Origin of the sequence: Psittacicella hinzii (assembly GCF_003585885.1) — a bacterium.
GTDB lineage: Bacteria > Pseudomonadota > Gammaproteobacteria > Enterobacterales > Psittacicellaceae > Psittacicella.
Genome location: NZ_NRHC01000004.1, coordinates 14,810 through 32,974 on the forward strand (window position 1 = coordinate 14,810; position 18,165 = coordinate 32,974).

Here is an 18,165-nt window from a genome sequence, read left to right on the forward strand (position 1 = left end):
TTGCTTTTACTTACCTTTTTTGATTTGCCTATATTATACCTAGAAGAGAAATAAAATACTTAATAATTTAATTAAATTTTTTCTTAGCAATTTTTAAATCTCAACAAAAAGACAGATTTTCCTGTAAAAATCAAGGAGAAAACTAACCTCTCGCTGGGTACCTAAATGCAAAAATAACCTCGCGTATTAGTCAACTAAATAGAGCTAACTAGCAATTTATTGGGGTTAAGATAAATTTTCACATCTTTCTGTTAATTTACTCGTTGATTTGTTACTATTTGTTAAAAGACTTTTGGCTTATAGGCATTATCCTTCTCTGTAAAATACCTATGTGTTAAGAGTGAATTAAGTGAATTAAAGGTGAGCTCATAGAGTTAATTTAAGCTAAAAATGCCCTTAACTGTAATTCCTCTTTAAACATCTCTTAAAAATCCTTGCAAAAATCTCTCCGCAGATCTTTTTTAAAAATCCTAAACCATTTTTTCCTTAAATTAAGATTGATTTGAATTATAATATGATAAGATAAAAGCAAATATTTTTCTGTAACCCAATTTACATTTTGTTAAAGAGAATTTCTTATTTTTTAAAGGAAAAAGCGACAGCTCTTTACTTTAAAAATATCTAATCTTGTTTAGCGAGTAAGTTATTTTTCATAATTAGAGTACAACTCTGATTATTGCCTTTACGGCTAAACCAGACAATTTAGATACAATGCTACTTACTAATAGCCTACGCTAGCCTTGCAAGACAATCAATCACTCCTACCCTTAAATTAAGAAGTAAAAGAGCGTTAAGTTATTGCACCGCGCCAATCGCTAATAGCCAAGTCTTCCTCTCGAATCTAACAATTGTATTTTGCAATACAAATTATTTACTTAGCTTTATTGTTCAAATTACTTTGTTCAAATAAACCGCTTTATTGTTTAAACATAAGGGTTAATTGCAATGGCTGAACACAAAACAAAAAGTACTTTCGATTCCAAAGCTGAAGAAAGAAGACTAATTGTTGCAAATATCCTCAAAGACTATCCAGATTTACAACGTTTTTATGAACAAGGACGAGTTTTAACGGGGATTAATCGCCAAGTTCTTTTTGAAGCTGGGGATCTAGCTGACCGTATATATCTTCTTGTAGAGGGTAATATACAAGTATATACCAATAATGATGACCATGAACTAGTACTCAACTACTTAAATGGAGTAAACTTCTTTGGTGAAATGGGGTTTGTGGGACAAGAATCTCGCCGAAGTGCAAGTATTCGCTGTCGTACAGACTGCATTTACGTTGAAATGGAGTATGTGCAATTTAAAGAGTTTATTAAAAAACACCCTACAGTGTTAAAAACTCTTTGCGAGCACATGGCAAAACGTCTAAGACATACTACACAACAAATTTCGTCTATGGCTTTTGACGATGTCCATGACCGTGTAATTGAAACTTTATTCCACTTATCACGTAGTCCTGATGCTATTTCTCACCCTCGTGGTAGACAAATTCGTGCAACTCGCCAAGAAATTGCTAATATGTTAGGTTGCTCACGTGAGACTGTTGGTCGTGTTATTAAAGCTCTAGAAGACAAAGGTCTATTAAACTCTCGTGGTAAAACGATGGTTATTAATTATCCACGTTCTTACCGTGATGAGCCTTCTAACTCAGTTTATCGTGCTGAAAACGCTGGTAAATTTAAAGAGTAGTTTATAATGTAACCACCAAACTTTTAGTTTGGTGGTTATCTCTTTATCTAAATTTTTCTTAAATTTCCCTATAGAATCTTATCTTTCTCTATAGATTATCAATCTCTGTCTAGAGAAAATTATTTTCCCCTGTCGATTTTGTTTATATGACTTTTAATTTTAACTATAACTATTCTGAAGGTCCTGATTTTAAACCTGTAATGCTAGAGCTCTATAAAATCGTAGCGCAAAAGTACCCGCAAATTACCCAAGTAGTTGACCAAGAGGCTCTCTTTAATGACGAAGTTGGTGAAATTGATATCCAAGCTTGGCAAGAATTACAAAGCCTTGTTTGCAATAAATTCTACCAAGCATTTAACCCAGAGCAAGCACAGGTAGAAACTTCAAAAACTCCTCAAGGACAACTAGCTCAACAAGCTCAACAAGCAACGCAACTTGCACAAACAGCACAATCAACGCAAACAACACCAGCAAAAACAGCAACGCGCGAATTTACTGCCTTTAAAGAATTTAAACAAAGTCTTCCTGTCCTCAAAGAAGAGTGCAAATATGATTATCTTACCCTGGTAGATAACCTTATCGACACAGTTAAATGTGGTACTGCTGACCACTTACAATACCTGTTAATGATTTGGCGTCAAGCATTTCCATTCTTACGTCCACAAGTAAATCTCTATCCGAGAATTCTCGCAAACAACCCTACTTCTACTTTGGCACGTAGTTTGATTTACTGCCTCTACTTACTTGATCGTGTAGAAGATCTCATTTATTATCGCTATGATCCCACAGAATACGATATTAAGCTTATCTCTAATCTTGTTGGTAAAATCGATAAAGCACTTCCTTTCTATGATCATCTTGAAGTAAAAGAGTTTTCCTACTTGCTTGAAAACTGCTTACAACACTATTCGTTAGATTTTGCCGGTGAACTAAATCCACAAGAAAAGACTAACTTAAACCGTTTACTACAATACTATGCTCGTAAAAAGCACGAGCTTATTGGAGAGTTCCTTACCCTTGCTAAACTCGAAAAAGAGCAGTGGGAAAAGGTAAACCAATTAAAGATTAACATTGCGCACCAAGAGGCAATTAAGAGCCAAGGGCTAAAAGATCTCCCTCAAGTTAAAGAAGTTAAAGGCTTACCAATCATACTAAACCAAGTACAAATTGAACAAATTCTCCAGTTCGAAAAAGATCTAGCTGATCCAGAAAACGTAGTTATCCGTTACAAAGGCACCACGCTAAACCGTCGTACCGCACATCTAATTCTGGCTAAACTCAATCAAGATTTAAGTGATTATTTCCTTGAAGCAAAACCTTTAGGCAAAATCGAAGAGTTTACCGAATTTATTGAAAGTCGTTTTTACACTAGAGGAGTGCTCACACCACGTACTAGTTCAGAGCTGATCGTCCTTGACGGCTGTAACTATGTTAAAGAATACTTATATGAGAAGGCTATTGCTCCTTTATTAGCCAAAAAAGAACCTTTTACTATTGTTGATCTGGGCTCGGGCTCTGGCTGTTTAGGGATCTCGATTCTGCAAGAGCTTGTTAGACATCTTTATGTGACTCCACTTAAATTTAAACTAATTTGCTGTGATCTTTCTCCAGAAGCTTTAGCAACTACCTACGCAAACCTCGAAAGGATCTTTAACTTACCTATCGAAGTAGATAGCCCAGCTTTAGAAAGCCAAGAGAAGGTAAAACTCGGCGATTACATTGCTGACAATAATCCGTTCTTTAAACCAGATCACTTTATGAAGTTCTTTGCAAAACAAAGCAAAGCAAGAAAAAATGTTAGCCTTGCTGTCCGTCAAAGTGATTGGTTAGAAAAAGTAACTGAAGAAGTTGATATTATTGTCGCTAATCCTCCTTATATTGATGTTAATGATCCTTTATTAGTTTACAGTCAAGATGATCCATGGACTTCTTTAGTAGCTCCAGATTCAGGGTTACAAGCTTACCGTGAAATCTTTACACAAGCTCCACGTGTGTTACGTAATCATGGAGTTATCTTAATCGAACACGGTTATGAACAACAAGAGGCAATTGAAGAGTTAATCACTAACCTAAATTTACCGCAAGGTCATTATGAATGTTTAGCTGACTTTGAGGACATAGATATCGTCCGTGGTTCAGCATGGCGTTGGATCAAAGCGCAATAGCCCATAGCGCCAAGCTAAATAGTGTATAATAGAGGCAAAAATTACTTTCTTAAATCGAAATATGCAAAGAATTCTCCGTAAATGCCTAGGTAGCTTGGCGTTAGTTGCCCTACTTGCAGGCTGTACCAACTACTCGGTAGTAAATGTTCCTCACATTTCAAATAACTATCGTTATGTAACTTTACAAGCTGACGATTACGATCTTTACAGTGATCTCCGTGATCAACTAGCTGTACAAGATATTGAGGTAATTACCAACAAAACAAGCAAAGCTAAGTTGCTAGACATAGTTCGCAAAGTATCGGTAAACAAAAAAGTACTTCCTGTTGACGAAGTACGCTATCGTCCTGCTGGTTTTGAAGGTAGTAACTCACTAAACCCGCTAGAAATTACCAGCATTGATCAATGTGTAGATAACCATTTAAATCTCGCTTGTATCCAAAACTTTATTCCAAACATCTTTATCAATAGTTACGCACAAGATAGTAAAACTCTTTCGCGTCTTGAAGACGGTTCAACAGGACAAATTATTTACATTGCTAATGCAACTGGAACTATTAGTGTTCCTACTTTAGGAAGTGTTTCTCTGCTCGATATTCAATCAGATACCCAATTAAATGATGAAACGCAACCACTCGCGCAAGTACGCACTGCTAAACAAAACACCATCCTCTTAAAGAGAACAATTGCAGAGTCAATTGTAAATAAAATTGTCTTTATTTTAGAAGATCAAACTATTAGAGAATATAATCGCAAGTAATGGCTTTAATTCAATTTAATTACGAAAACCTCAGTAAAGAATTAGAGAAGCAAGGTTATCCCAATTATTTTCTCATTAGTGGTAACGACCTCTTACAGCAAAAAGAAGCTAGTGAAGCCGTTCAACAAGTTGTGATGAACGAAAATGGTCATTATGCTTGCCAAGAGATTGAACTCTATACTGATGCAGATAACTTTGACTTAAAAGAACTCCTACTTGAAGTAAACCAAGTAGGTCTTTTTGGGGTGCGTAAATTTATAAAAATTATCGTTAACCGTAATTTAACTGCCAAAATCCTTGATGATTTAAAAGCTCTTGCCCAAGCTAATGATCAGTTTCACGTTTACGCTTTTATTCTCATTAACTGGGAACGTAAAAACGAAAACTCTGCCCTTTATCGTACTTTTAAAACACAAGTTAACTGCGCGCAGATAACTTGCGAACCTTTAAAAGGGGATAAATACCGTAGCTGGATTCGTCGTCGCTTGCGTAAAATGAACTTTGAGTTCCCTGAAGAAGTAATTAACTTCTTCTTTGAACGCTTTGAAAATAATATGTTTACCCTGCAGCAACTGCTTGAGCAGTTACAGCTACGCAACATTAAGCAAATTGACATTCCACTAATCGAACAAATTTCCCAAGAGTTTTCCGATTACAGTGTCTTTGACTTAATGCAACACGTAGTTGCAGGAAATATCCGTAAGGCGTTACAAGTACTTGACTATTTGGTTTACCAGAAAAAAGAAAGTATTGGCTTAATTATTGGGATTATTCGTCGTGAACTTATTAATATCTACTCTTACCAAGCACAAGGTAAAGTTGATAGCCCTGCTACCTTTATGACTGCGCCTCTAGTAACTGTAGGTTTTAGTCCACAACAAGAGCAACAGTTCAAACGAGTTTATTGGGATAAAGATAAACGTTGGCAATACGAAAGATATTTACGTACTACAGCAACACGTGATCGTCTCTATCGCCTCTTTATCTATATCTGCGATATAGATATTGCGAGTAAAACCTTTATGCCTTTAGAAGAAGTAATGCTTCACTTACGCATCTTCTTTAACGAGTTTGTTCATCCTAACCCTTTCTCACTACATTCTTGTGAAATCTTCAAGAATAAAATTATTGCTCAAGTTTAGTCTCGCTAAACTTATCAACAATTTCACTTTGCCTTACGCATAACCAAAGTATTAGTTCATAGCAAAAGTACTACATAACCAAAGTAATTGCTCTTAGCTCACTGCGCCAAAGCAATTCCTCTTAGCTTTGCGGCTTGCCTAAGGCACAAAAATAGCTCCCCGTATCCAATCATACGGGGAGCTATTTTTATTTTGCTAATCTTACTGTGACAAAATTATTTCACCACAATATTTAATAGTTTGTTAGGTACATAAACAACTTTAGCAATTGTTAAACCTTCAGTAAATTTAGTTACGTTCTCATCAGCAAAAGCAATCTCTTTGATTTCATCTTCAGTTGCATTTGCAGATACTTCTAAACGTGCACGTAATTTACCATTTACTTGTACCACGATTAACTTAGTATCAGTTACCATTGCTTCTTTGTCAGCTTCTGGTAATAATTCAAAGTCTAACGCACTATCTTGACCTAATAGCTTCCATAGAGCAAGCGTAATGTGTGGAGTAAATGGGTGTAATAGTTTAACTAAAGTAAAGATAGCTTCGTGCATTACTGCAAAGTCTTGCTCGGTTTCTAATGGATGTTTAGTTAAGCTATTCATTAACTCCATTACCGCCGCAATTGCAGTATTGTAAGCTTGACGCTCTAAGTCATCACGTACTTTAACAATAGTTTGGTGTACTAAACGACGAACTTTTTTCTGTTCATTATTTAATTGCTCGTGAGCAAAAGTGAAGTCTGTAATACCTTTTTCTTTTGCACCTAGTACAACATCATGTGCTAAGTTCCAAACACGACGTAAGAAACGGCTCGCACCTTCTAGACCAGCTTCTAACCATTCGAAAGTAGCTTCAGTTGGTGCCCCGAACATAATGTATAAACGTACAGCATCCGCACCGTAGTTATCTAACATTGCTGTTGGAGAAATACCGTTTAGTTTAGACTTAGACATTTTTGCCATACCAGCGTAAACTACATCGTATTTACCATCTTTAGTTTTACCACTAACGATTGCACCTTTGTCATCGTAAGTAATATCAACTTGATCATGTGGTAACCATACACGTACACCATTATCATCTAGGTAATACCATGAGTGATTCAGCACCATACCTAGAGGTACATATTTAGTTACTGGCTCATCCATTTCTAGGAAGCCTGCATCACGAAGAAGTTTGTGGAAGTAACGAATGTAAATTAAGTGTAAACATGCGTGCTCAATACCACCTACATAGTTATCTACTGGTAACCAGTAGTTAGCTTCTTCTTTGTTTAAGATGCCACCTTCAAAGTTTGGACAAGTATAACGTGCATAGTACCATGATGATTCTACGAATGTATCAAAAGTATCTGTTTCACGAGTTGCAGGTTGACCTTTATAAGTAGTTTCTTTCCACTCTTTAATGTCAACTAATGGGTTAGTGATCTCTTCACCTAAAGTTACGTTTTCCGGAAGAACAATTGGTAAATCTTGTTCTTCTATTGGTACGACTGTACCATCTGCTAAACGTACCATTGGGATTGGACAACCCCAGTAACGTTGACGAGATACACCCCAGTCGCGTAAACGGAAGTTTACTTTAAACTCACCTTTACCTAATTCAACTAGTTTTTTACCAATAGCAGCATGAGCTTGCTCTGAAGTTAAACCATCAAATTCACCTGAGTTTACTAGTACACCTTTTTCAGTGTAAGCGCCTTTACTGTAATCCCAAGCTTCACCATTTTCAGGTTTAATTACTTCTAATTTAGCGATATTGTATTTTTCCGCTACTTCAAAGTCACGCTCATCGTGTGCTGGTACTGCCATTACTGCACCTGTACCATAGTTCATTAGTACATAGTTAGCAATGTAAACTGGTACTTGTGCACCTGTTAATGGATGCGTTACTTTGATCCCTAGATCAAAAGCTAATTTCTCTACTGTAGATAAATCAGCTTCTGAAGTTTTCATAGTTTTACAAACTTCAACAAACTCGTTTACTTTTGCATCTTGCGCCGCAATTGCTAAAGCTAATGGGTGAGTTGCTGCTAGCGAAACAAAAGTTACACCCATGAAAGTATCTGGGCGTGTTGTAAATACCGCAAAGTCTTTTACATCATCAGCTAATTGGTATTTACCTGCGTCAGTTACGGTAAATTTAATTTCTAGACCTTCTGAACGACCAATCCAGTTACGTTGCATTTGACGTACACGCTCTGGCCATTGATCCATAGTATCAAGACTTGTTAAAAGCTCTTGTGCATAATCAGAAATACGTAAGAACCATTGATCTAGTTCTTTTTGTACAACTGGAGTATCACAACGCCAACAACAACCATCAACTACTTGTTCGTTCGCTAATACAGTTTTATCAACTTCACACCAGTTTACTGCTGATTTTTTACGGTAAGCAATACCTTTTTTATAAAGTTCAGTAAAGAATTTTTGTTCCCACTTGTAATAGTCAGGAGCACAAGAAGTCATTTCACGATCCCAGTCGTAACTACAACCTAGGCTTTTTACCGTGTTTTTCATCTTCTCGATATTTGCATAAGTCCATTTTGCTGGAGCTGTACGATTGGCAATAGCTGCGTTTTCTGCAGGCATCCCGAATGCGTCCCAACCAAATGGATTTAATACGTTTTTCCCTAACATACGTTGGTAACGAGCAACAACGTCACCGATTGTATAGTTACGTACGTGACCCATGTGTAACTCACCAGATGGGTAAGGCCACATTACTAGGCTATAGAATTTTTCCTTAGTAGGATCCATTTCTACGTGGAACGTATTATTCTCTTCCCAGTACTTTTGCGCTTGCGCTTCAATTTCATGGGGTTTATATGTGTATTCGCTCATAATAACCTTTACTAAAATAACAATCGAAAAATAAAATTTAAGGAACTACCTTAAACTTTATTTTGTTTTTTAACATTCTCTTTGCGATTGCGCTCTTTTAAGCCTTTGCCTGGTAGATGGATAAGTGCAACTTACCCATCTACTAGACAAAGGACAACTCAAAAAAGCAAAGCTTTGCACTATTTTATCATAGTTTTCTCTTTATAAAAGTGGATTTAACCACTAGTTAAACAGAACTTTGAGCTCTACTTTAAGCTGCACTTTAAGCTCAACTTTAATTCGAACTTTGAGCTGAACCAAAGTAAGCTATCTCTTCTGATTAACTCACGATATTACTTCTATTAACTTACAAAGTAAGTTCGTAGCTTACGACAAAATTCTCCCTCCCTAAACTAGCACCCTGCACAAAGTAAATTCCCCCAGACAGTGCAGTTCCCCAGCCCCAAGAAAACAGTTCACTCCTTGGTAAAAGCTGGACAAAATTCTCACTAAATTTTTGCCTCAACTCCTTTCAAAATTCCTTACTTCTGTCTTTTTGCAAAAACTTACAGAGCTAGGGCACTTCATGCTAAAATTTTTCAGCAAAAACGTCATTTTTTTCTCTAAGAAGAGCGTTTTCGTAGTAATATATAGGTGTACAAATTTAAACGTTTTCCTTGTAACCATCTTTCTCTTGCCAAAAGAGAAATTTTCTATATGGACTTGGGAGATTCTCCCTTGTTGGTATAAAAACTTTTTTACTTTCTTTAAACCATGGCACTATTAAAAAAAGATATCAAATTCCTCGGCGAAACATTTTCGTTTCCAATTAAAGACACGCCTGAACACCGTGTTCTTTCTGATCGTGCAGCCGATCGTTTAAACCACTACTATACTTTAGTTCTAACTAACTACTTAAACTCGTTATCTAACCTAACCCCAGCAGAGAGAGAAGAGTACTTACTTGGCAACTATAATGTTCCTGATGACAAGAAAAATTTCTTTGCTGCTACCATCTCTTACAACGCCGTTAAAGAACTCATTGTTAACGAAGATCAGTACAAAGAACAACAAAAACGTGATCAAGCTACCATTGAAGCTATCTTACAAGAGCAAACTAAAATCAACTCTACTCTTGCAGCCCGTACTTCTAAAGTAGAAGAACTTGAAGCTAAAGTAAGCGAGCTAAATGACAAGCTTCACAGCTTAAACTCGGACAAAAAAGCTTTACAAAGAGATTTAGAAGTTGGTAATAACCGCTATCAAGATCTTGAAAGAAACTTTAAATTCACTACTGAAAAGCTTGATAAATCCCTCGCTCAAGCTAAAGCTGATTTAAAAGAAGCACGTGAATTAGCCGAAACTAATCAACGTCTTGCTGAAGAAAAAGCTGACAAATCTCTCCGTACTTTACGTAACAACCTTGAAAAGCAACTTGCAGAGGAAAGAGAAAAAGCAATTCAAGAGCTTACTAGCCTCCAAGAGCGTTACAATAAACAAAACAAGGCTTTACGTGAAGCACAAGAAGACTTAACCAACAAAAACGCAAGCTTAAATGATTTAACTCGTCAATTTGATCACATTAACCGTCAATATAACGATATTAGTGACGCTTACAAAGTAATCAAAGAAAACAAAACTAATCTTGATTTAAGTTTAGCAGCAAGCAAAACTCGTATCAAACAACTTGAAGGTGATCTCGAGCAAGCCCAAAAAGAAAAAGCAGAATTCTCAGAAAAACTTTCTCAAGCAGTTACTAGTCAAGCGCATTTTGAAAAAGAGTTCAATGACCTCTTATCACGTAACCAATACGCAACCAATACCAAGGTTGAAGAACTCAAAACTCAACATCAAAAAGAACTCGAAAAACTAACTAGCCAACTAGAACAAGCTCAAACGCAAGTTGCAGAGTTAAGCCAGCAACAAACTTCTTTTGCCGACAAAACTCAACAAGTACAAAATGAACTTGCGCAAGCGCAAGCTGAAAAGCAGCGCCTCGTTGACCAACTAGATCTTGCTAACCAAGCGCAAGAAGATTTACTTGGTGAAAAAGCGTCTCTAGAAGCTCAACTTGAGCAGTTAAACCAAGAACTAAACCAAGCGCTTGGCTTACAAACAGAACTAGAACAAGCTTTAAATGACAACCTAGCTAAAGAGCAAGAAGTTAACCAACTAACTACAAACTTAGCTAGCTTCGAAACGAAACTGACAAAACAAGACTATGCTCTACGCCAAGCACAAGAAAAACTAGATGCGAGAAAAGAACAACTTGATCTAGTTTTAGCTTACATGCCAAGTGTTGAACTTGAAGCAGAGTTAGTTGAAGCGCAAAGCCAACTAAATTCATTATTACAAGCCAAAGAAAACTTAGAGCTAGATTTAGTTGCAGCTCAAGAACAAGCTACTAAATTCGAGCAAGATTACAATGAGCTCAAAGACTTACCTGCCCAACTAGACAGCTTACGCCAAGAACATGCTGCAAGCCAAGCACAAAGCCAAGAGCAAGTTACAACTCTGCTTAAAGCTAAAGAAGAACTTGAATTCGATCTGGAAGTTGCTAAAGAACAAGCGACCAAGTTTGAGCAAGATTACAACGAACTCAAAGACTTACCTGCACAACTCGACAACTTACGTGCAGAACTAGCGCAAAACCAAACGCAAAACCAAGAACAAGTTGCTACTTTACTTAAAGCTAAAGAAGAACTTGAATTCGATCTTGAAGTTGCTAAAGAACAAGCTACTAAGTTCAAACAAGATTACAATGAGCTCAAAGATCTACCAGCGCAATTAGCAAGCTTACGCCAAGAACATGCTGAAAGCCAAGCGCAAAGCCAAGAGCAAGTAACAGATCTACTTAAAGCTAAAGAAGAACTTGAGTTCGATCTTGAAGTTGCTAAGGAACAAGCTACTAAGTTTGAGCAAGATTACAATGAGCTCAAAGATCTTCCTGCGCAACTAGACAGCCTACGCGAAGAGCTAGCGCAAAAGCAAACGCAAAGCCAAGAGCAAGTTACAACCCTGCTTAAAGCTAAAGAAGAACTAGAGTTCGATCTTGAAATTGCTAAGGAACAAGCTACTAAGTTTGAGCAAAATTACAATGAGCTCAAAGACTTACCTGCGCAATTAGCAAGCTTACGTGAAGAACAGACACAAAGCCAAGAGCAAGTTACAACTCTGCTTAAAGCTAAAGAAGAACTTGAGTTCGATCTTGAAGTTACTAAAGAACAAGCAACTAAGTTTGAGCAAGATTACAACCAGCTCAAAGACTTACCTGCGCAGCTAGCAAACTTACGTGCAGAACAGACACAAAGCCAAGAGCAAGTTACAACTTTACTTAAAGCGAAAGAAGAACTTGAGTTCGATCTGGAAGTTGCTAAAGAGCAAGCTGCTAAGTTTGAGCAAGATTACAACGAGCTCAAAGACTTACCTGCGCAACTAGACAGCTTACGCCAAGAGCTAGCGCACAAGCAAACGCAAAGCCAAGAGCAAGTTACAACTCTTCTTAAAGCTAAAGAAGAACTTGAATTCGATCTTGAAGCTGCTAAGGAACAAGCTACTAGGTTTGAGCAAGACTACAATGAGCTCAAAGATCTACCAGCGCAATTAGCTAGCCTGCGTAACGAGCAAGAACAAAGTACAAATCAAGTTAGTGAACTTCTGGTAGCTAAAACTACTTTAGAAGCTGACCTTGCAAGCTTAACTGAACAGTTAAATCGTGCTCTAGCAAAACTTGCAGAGCAAACTTCACAAAACCAAGCTTTAAACTCTCAAGTTGAGCAACTTGCACAAGAGAAAGCTCAACTAGAACAAGCAAAAGCTCAAGTTGAACGTGAGAAAGAGCAAGTTGAACAAGAGAAAGTAGAACTGCAAGAAGCCAAAGCGCAAGTGGAACAAGCTAAAGAAAAAGTTGCTTTAGAACACGATCAAGCTAACCACAACTTAAGTGAAGTTAAAGCGCAACTAGCGCAAGCTAACTTAGAGTTAACTCAAGCGCAAGAAGCTAAAGCTAACTTAGCTAACCAAGTTGCAGCTAAAGAAACTGCCTTAGCACAAGCAACTAGTGAGTTAGCACAAGCAACTACTGAACTATCTCAAGTTCAAGCACAACTAAGCTCTCAACAAACAGAGCTTGCAACAGCGCAAAGTTTAGCAAGTGCTAAACAACAAGAGCTTGAAGCTCAATTAACTGAACTAGCACAGTTAAATAACCGCTTAGAAGCTAATGAGGTAGAGCTTGCAACTACTAAAGCACAGTTAGAACAGGCAACTGGACAATTAACTACTAAATCACAAGCTCAAGCGCAAGTACAAGCAGAGTTAGCAAGTGTACAAACTCAACTAGAACAAGCTAAGAGTGAGTTATCTACAGCTCGTCAAGAGCTTAGCCAAGCGCAGCAAGGACAAGCACAAGCTTCACAAGCGCAAACTGAACTTGCAGAGTTACGTCGCACCTCAACTGCGAAACAAGATGAGCTAACCCAACAAGTACTTGAGTTAGAACAAGCGCTTGAACTTAAAGAAGTTGAAGTTGAAAATATCCGTAACGAAAGCTTAGCAAGCCTAACAGCTTTAGTTAAAGAAAAAGAAAGCTTATTAGAACAATTAAATACTCAACCACAAGTTGAACAAAGCGAGTACCAAAAACTACAAGACGAGTTTGCTAAATTCCGTCGTGATCATAGCTTCACAATCGAAACTCTCCGTAGTGAAAAAACTCACTTACAGCAAAAACTTGATCGTAACCAACAAGTATTAGTTGATCTAAGACAACGCTACGATAATCAAATTAAACAGCTTAAAACTAACAGTCAAGCTGGCAATGACTTAGCGCAAGCGCAAGAGCGTATTGCTCAACTAGAACAAACGCTTGCAAGCAAAGAACAAGAGTTAACCAACCTGCAAACTGAGCTTACAAGTAAACAAGCACAACTTGATAAGCAAGAACAGCAATCTAACTCTCAAGCTCCAAGTAGCAAAGCTGACAATCAAGTAATGCGTGTCGTTTTCTCTGACAATCCAATCGTTGCTAAACGCCAAGAAAATGTATTAGAAATCCTCGGACGTGAAAGAGTACGTTTCCAATCATTTAAAGAAGGCTTTAGTCAACTGCAAACTAAGATGAAAGAGAAAGTAGCTCAAGAGGCACCTCGTTCAACCTTTAACAAAGCCCAACATGAGCTGACGCAATTACAAAAACAATTAGAGAAAATCATGGAAGAAGTTAAAAAGCTTTAATAAAGCTCGCTTTACCCAAATCTTTAATTGTTTGCTAAACTAACTTACATAAATGCCCACTAAAGAAACCTCTTTAGTGGGCTTGTTTACTCAAAGTTATTATGTTACATCTACGTTTAAATACTTATCCTCTCAGTGCAGAGTTTTGCCAAAAGATTAAGAGCAAAGAAAATAGCAAAGAACAAACACCAATTAATCTTGTTTATTTTCATGGCTTTACTATGCACGATCGCAACTATCCTCTCGTGGCTGAACTCACTTCTCAAGGTTTAGTTGCTTTAAATAATTCTTCTGCTTCTGAACCTACAAGCAGTAAGCTTATTACTTTAAGTTTGGATTTTAGTGAGCAAGGAATTACTTTGGAACAAGCTTGCCAAGAGCTAGAGCAATTATTGCAAGGTCCTAGTTATTTCTTTGCTTTTAGTTACGGTAATCTAGTTGCACAATTAGTCTTAGCTAACTTAAGCCCAGCTAGCCTTAATCAAGTTAAAGCTGCTCATGGCTTAAATGGCTCTTTACTGCCTTATGATCGTAACTATTCAATTCTTCCTCAAGTGGCTTTACGTACAGCTAGTCATTGGACAAAAGAATCTTTTTTACTCTTTGCTGCTAATATGGGTATGCCTCAAGAGCAAGTAGAACTCATTAAAGCTCGTTTAGATAAAGTTGAAGAGAGCACGATTTTAGCGCAACAACAAACGTTAACTGATCTAGCGCAAATGTATGAGCTGTTTCAAAGTTTTTTACAACAAGAAAGCATTATGCAAAAGTGGCAGAGCTTTAGAGTAGCAACTGATGATGCTATCTTCCCTGTAAAAAACTTACAGCGTTTTGCCCAAGACTTTAATTTAAAAATAACAGTGTTAGCTGGTAAACACTACCTTGCTCCGCAAGAAGTAATAAATCAATTTTGTAACCCTACTTATTATGCCTAAGTACAAAATTACCCTTGTTCGCTCTGGAATAAGTTTTACTTTTGACAACTCAACCTCTTTACTCCAAGCGATCGAACAACAAGCTATTCAACCAGAGTATGGTTGTCGTACAGGATTTTGTGGACATTGTCGCGCGACTGTTTTATCAGGGAAATGGCATTACCATGAGCTTCCTTTAGCCTTTACCCGTAGTGAGCAAATCCTTCTTTGTTGTGCTGTAGTTGATTCTGATCTTGATCTTGATCTTTAGTTCTTGAGCTTGATCTTTAGTTCTTGAGCTTGAACTTTAGTTCTAAAACTAGAGCTTTAGATATTGAACTTGCTCTTTAGCTTGAAATACAGTTTCTTAACTTATATTTAGCTAAAAATGTGATAAGACGCAAGCTTTACAGTATAATAGAATTAATTTAACAAAAAATTTAATACTATGACTTTAGACATTTCGACTTTACGAGAGCAAGTTCGCCAGCACTTGGCAAATGATCCTCACGCTCATACTCTAGACCTAGTCAAAGTATTTGGGCAACCAGAGGGGATTATTATCCAAGCTCTTCCTGAAGAATTTGTAAAACTTCTTCCAGGTGAGAGAACTTTTAGTTTGCTAGCAGAACTTACTACCTGGGGAGACCTGACAACCATTATTGAAAAAGAAGGTTTTATTTGGGAAGTTAAAGCACCTTTCCCAGCTGGTTCTTTTGCCCGTGGTTACTACAATTTAAACATGGGTCCTGAAGCTAATGATCAACTGCAACTTCAAGGTCACTTACCGGAAAACAAAGTTGCTCATATTGCTTTAGTAAGTAAACCATTCCGTGGTAAAGAAAGTTATGCTTTTGCCTTTATCCTAGAATCAGGTGAAGTTGCTTTTAAAATTTACCTAGGTCGTGATAGCGAACGTAAACTTTTCCCAGAACAAGTAGAAAAATTTAAATCACTCTAACAATAAAATATTATTATGTCTTTAGATCCACAAGAAAAAGCACGTCGTTTAAGCAATCGCTTAAACCCTGAAATTGCAGAACTTAAAGCTAATGTACAAACTGCAGTTATCTCTAGTTATGACAAAGATGGCGTACCTAACGCTTCATACTCTCCATTTGCCATTGAAAATGGTTTTTACTACATCTTAATTTCTGATGTTGCTAAGCACGCAGAAAACTTACGTCAAACAGGTGTAGCTCACATTTTACTAATTGAAGATGAAGCTAAAGCGCGTAATATTTACGCACGTAAGCGTTTATCTTTCCACGCTAAAGTTAGTCCTGTAGATGCTCAATCAGAAGAATTTGTACAAGGAGTACAAGCTTTAGGTGCAAGATTTGGGGAAATTGTTAGTGAGCTTTCAACTATGAAAGACTTTAACTTATTCCGTCTAGAACCCCAAGATGGTTTATATGTTAAAGGCTTTGGTCAAGCATTTAACGTAGGTAATGATGAACTAGTTGAACCTGTACACTTAACTCAAGGTCACTTATTTGATCAGCGTGAAGCTGTTAAAGTAGAAGATTAATCTTCTCTTAAAATTGCATTATGAAAAAAGAGATCTCTTAAAGAGATCTCTTTTTTGTGTAAATAAAATATTAAAAAGGTTCCTAAAGCATTGCTTTAAGAACCTTTTTCTTTAATATCATTTTATGGTTGCTAATTAAGCACCAGCACCTAATGAGAAGTAGAAACCAGCGATAGTAGCTGACATTAGGTTAGATAAACAACCACCTATTACTGCGTAAACACCTAAACGAGCTACGTCAGCACGACGGCTTGGAGCCATTACACCTAAACCACCGATTAAGATAGCAATCGAAGATAGGTTAGCGAAACCACATAGTGCGAATGATAAGATTGTACCAGTGATTGGTTGGATTCCTTGCCATGCAGAGAAGATACCACCTTCACCTTGAACTACGTATTTAGATAACTCTAAATAACCAACGAATTCGTTAGTAATTAGTTTAATACCAATCATACCACCAGCAATTGTAGCATCTTGCCATGGTACACCGATTAAGAATGCTAAGTAACGGAATGGGATAGATACTAACCAAGTTAAGCTTAATTCGTTGAAGTTAAATAAACCACCGAACCAACCTAAGATACCGTTAATTAACGCGATGATTGATAAGAACGCTAATAACATTGCACCAACGTTTAGTACTAAGAACATACCGTCTGAAGCACCACGTGCTGCAGCTTCTAAAACGTTAGCAGGAGCGTCATCTTTATCAGTCTCACCATCTTTAGCGAAAGTTACTGATTTTTCAGTTTCAGGGATTAATAGTTTAGCAAATAGTAAACCACCCGGAGCTGACATGAATGAAGCAGCGATTAAGTAAGGAGCAGGGATACCCATACCGATATAACCAGCAAGTACTGAACCCGCTACTGAAGCAAGACCACCCACCATTACTGCAAATAACTCTGATTCAGTCATTTTAGCAATGTAAGGTTTTACTGTTAATGGAGCTTCAGTTTGACCTACGAAAATGTTTGCTGCCGCTGATAATGATTCAGTTTCTGACGTACCTAGAAGGAATTTTAAACCACCACCGATTGCACGGATGATAATTTTCATTACACCTAAGTAGTATAAAACAGAAATTAATGAAGCTAGGTAAATAATAACTGGCAGAGCTTTAAATGCAAATACGAAACCTACATTTGAAGCATCAGTTAACCAGAAACCTAAAAGGAAGTTAATCCCTTCAGATGAATAACCTAATAATTTTACGAAACCTTCTGATACAGCAAATAGAATTTGTTGACCAATAGGCACATAAAGAACAAAACCACCGAAAAGTACCTGGATAAGTAAAGCTACTAACACCGTACGGTAATTAATATGTTTTTTATGTTTTGACAATAAGAAACCAATAGCTAGCAGGACAACAATCCCGACAAGACTCATAATCAAGCTCATAATTACCTTTCTCTAACTAAAAAATTAGAAAGCAAGATAAGCTAGCTAGGAAACAAAAAGTAAAGCAAGGTGAAATTAGCTATACCCCCGTAACCTATCAGTTATCTACCTTCAATAAAGCTAAAATTACATTTAGAATAAAGCAAACTTAAACAAATTGCTCTGATTCAAGATCACCAATCGATTTAATTTACTAAACTCTAAATAATTACTTTAGTGTTATTACTGGGGATACACCCTTACTTAATAAATAATAAAAAGCTTTAAACAATACCTAAGTACTTGATATAAAGTATCTTTCTATTTTTTATTACTTAAAAGTTGCATACTTGTAATATATATTAAGCATATTATACATATAAATTATTTTTTCTTCACGACTAAATTACATTTTTGTGCACTAAATCACTTTTTTTGACGGTAAATTGTTGCTTTGCATGACTAAATACCCTACTTATAGTAGTTGTAATAAAAACCAGATATAAAAAAATCTC

General features: G+C 36.8%; 11 protein-coding genes. 9 read left to right on the forward strand and 2 right to left on the reverse strand.

From position 1 onward, the window contains the following. Window positions 1-945: 945 nt before the first annotated feature. From CKF54_RS00665 to holA, 4 genes are all read left to right on the forward strand, one after another. Window positions 946-1,695 carry a cyclic nucleotide-binding domain-containing protein gene (locus CKF54_RS00665; protein ID WP_119524339.1) on the forward strand — a complete coding sequence of 250 codons (750 nt, stop codon included), beginning with the start codon at window positions 946-948 and terminating at the stop codon, window positions 1,693-1,695. Window positions 1,696-1,841: 146 nt separating this feature from the next. Then, window positions 1,842-3,860, forward strand: a complete 2,019-nt coding sequence (locus tag CKF54_RS00670) for a hypothetical protein (RefSeq protein WP_119524341.1) — start codon at window positions 1,842-1,844, stop codon at window positions 3,858-3,860. 61 nt (window positions 3,861-3,921) lie between these two features. Then, on the forward strand, window positions 3,922-4,620 hold the full coding sequence (locus CKF54_RS00675; protein ID WP_119524343.1) for a hypothetical protein: 699 nt from the start codon (window positions 3,922-3,924) through the stop codon (window positions 4,618-4,620). Then, a complete protein-coding gene (holA, locus tag CKF54_RS00680) occupies window positions 4,620-5,762 on the forward strand; it encodes a DNA polymerase III subunit delta (protein WP_119524345.1) in 1,143 nt (380 codons plus the stop codon). The genes CKF54_RS00675 and holA overlap by 1 nt, the downstream gene beginning before the upstream one ends. Before the next feature lie 215 nt (window positions 5,763-5,977). Here holA and leuS read toward each other — a convergent pair whose 3' ends face one another. After that, the gene (leuS, locus tag CKF54_RS00685; RefSeq protein WP_119524346.1) at window positions 5,978-8,605 is read right to left on the reverse strand and encodes a leucine--tRNA ligase; all 2,628 of its coding nucleotides are present in this window, start codon (window positions 8,603-8,605) and stop codon (window positions 5,978-5,980) included. Between the two features lie 753 nt (window positions 8,606-9,358). Here leuS and CKF54_RS00690 point away from each other — a divergent pair. From CKF54_RS00690 to CKF54_RS00710, 5 genes are all read left to right on the forward strand, one after another. After that, window positions 9,359-13,819: a hypothetical protein gene (locus CKF54_RS00690; RefSeq protein WP_119524348.1), complete on the forward strand. Its 4,461-nt coding sequence runs from the start codon at window positions 9,359-9,361 to the stop codon at window positions 13,817-13,819. 101 nt (window positions 13,820-13,920) lie between these two features. Further along, on the forward strand, window positions 13,921-14,754 hold the full coding sequence (locus CKF54_RS00695) for a DUF452 family protein (protein WP_119524349.1): 834 nt from the start codon (window positions 13,921-13,923) through the stop codon (window positions 14,752-14,754). Further along, window positions 14,747-15,004 (forward strand): class I ribonucleotide reductase maintenance protein YfaE, encoded by a 258-nt coding sequence (gene yfaE, locus CKF54_RS00700; protein WP_119524351.1) that lies wholly within the window; start codon window positions 14,747-14,749, stop codon window positions 15,002-15,004. The genes CKF54_RS00695 and yfaE overlap by 8 nt, the downstream gene beginning before the upstream one ends. A gap of 177 nt (window positions 15,005-15,181) precedes the next feature. Beyond that, window positions 15,182-15,694, forward strand: coding sequence for a heme utilization cystosolic carrier protein HutX (hutX, locus tag CKF54_RS00705; protein WP_222987460.1), 513 nt, complete (start codon window positions 15,182-15,184; stop codon window positions 15,692-15,694). 15 nt (window positions 15,695-15,709) lie between these two features. Beyond that, the gene (locus CKF54_RS00710) at window positions 15,710-16,264 is read left to right on the forward strand and encodes a pyridoxamine 5'-phosphate oxidase family protein (protein WP_119524353.1); all 555 of its coding nucleotides are present in this window, start codon (window positions 15,710-15,712) and stop codon (window positions 16,262-16,264) included. A 135-nt stretch (window positions 16,265-16,399) separates the two neighbouring features. On the opposite strand, the gene CKF54_RS00715 is transcribed toward CKF54_RS00710, so the two are convergent. After that, window positions 16,400-17,671 carry a NupC/NupG family nucleoside CNT transporter gene (locus CKF54_RS00715; protein WP_119524354.1) on the reverse strand — a complete coding sequence of 424 codons (1,272 nt, stop codon included), beginning with the start codon at window positions 17,669-17,671 and terminating at the stop codon, window positions 16,400-16,402. Window positions 17,672-18,165 lie beyond the last annotated feature (494 nt).